At 59.4% G+C, this 477-nt stretch carries 1 pseudogene; it reads left to right on the top strand.

Annotation, left to right across the window (positions count from 1 at the left end):
- Nucleotides 1-477 (top strand): annotated as a pseudogene (locus ADK28_RS32230) (hypothetical protein); the annotation flags it as partial.

The raw sequence follows: 477 nt of genomic DNA, 5'->3' as shown, positions 1-477 counted from the left end.
TGATTGTGTCACCGGAGCAGGACGTACTGAAAAAGGAGATGCAGGTGCCGCCGGTGGTGTATTTCCGTTCTGACGACGCCGACGGAAGTGTGAGCCCGGATCTGGCGCAGTTACCGACCGGCAGTATCATTGTGGGCCGGGAAAAAGGCACGCTTAAGCCGACGGTACTGAAAATAAAACAAAACAAGCCTCCACGTCCGGCGTGGTTCTGGTTTGTCAGCGGGATGGCGAGTTGCCTGCTGCCGGTACTGATGGTGGYCGGGTGGGTTCACTGGAGCGCACTGCAGTCTTYCCGMSAGCACGATGCCACCGCGATGCTGGAAACGAATGCGCTGACCTGGCCTGTTGCCCCTGATGCAGCCCGGCTGAGCGATGTGCGTCTGGCCCTTGGGGAACAGGCACTACGTGACATGGAGCCACAAATAAGCCGGGATTATCAGGCGCAGATGGCGCATGTGCAGCAGCTCTCGCCGCTGT

This window comes from Serratia sp. 506_PEND (assembly GCF_001076875.1).
Taxonomy (GTDB): Bacteria; Pseudomonadota; Gammaproteobacteria; order Enterobacterales; family Enterobacteriaceae; genus Serratia; species Serratia marcescens.
Note: the sequence above shows the minus strand (reverse complement) of the source record. Positions and strands in the feature narration are given on the sequence as shown.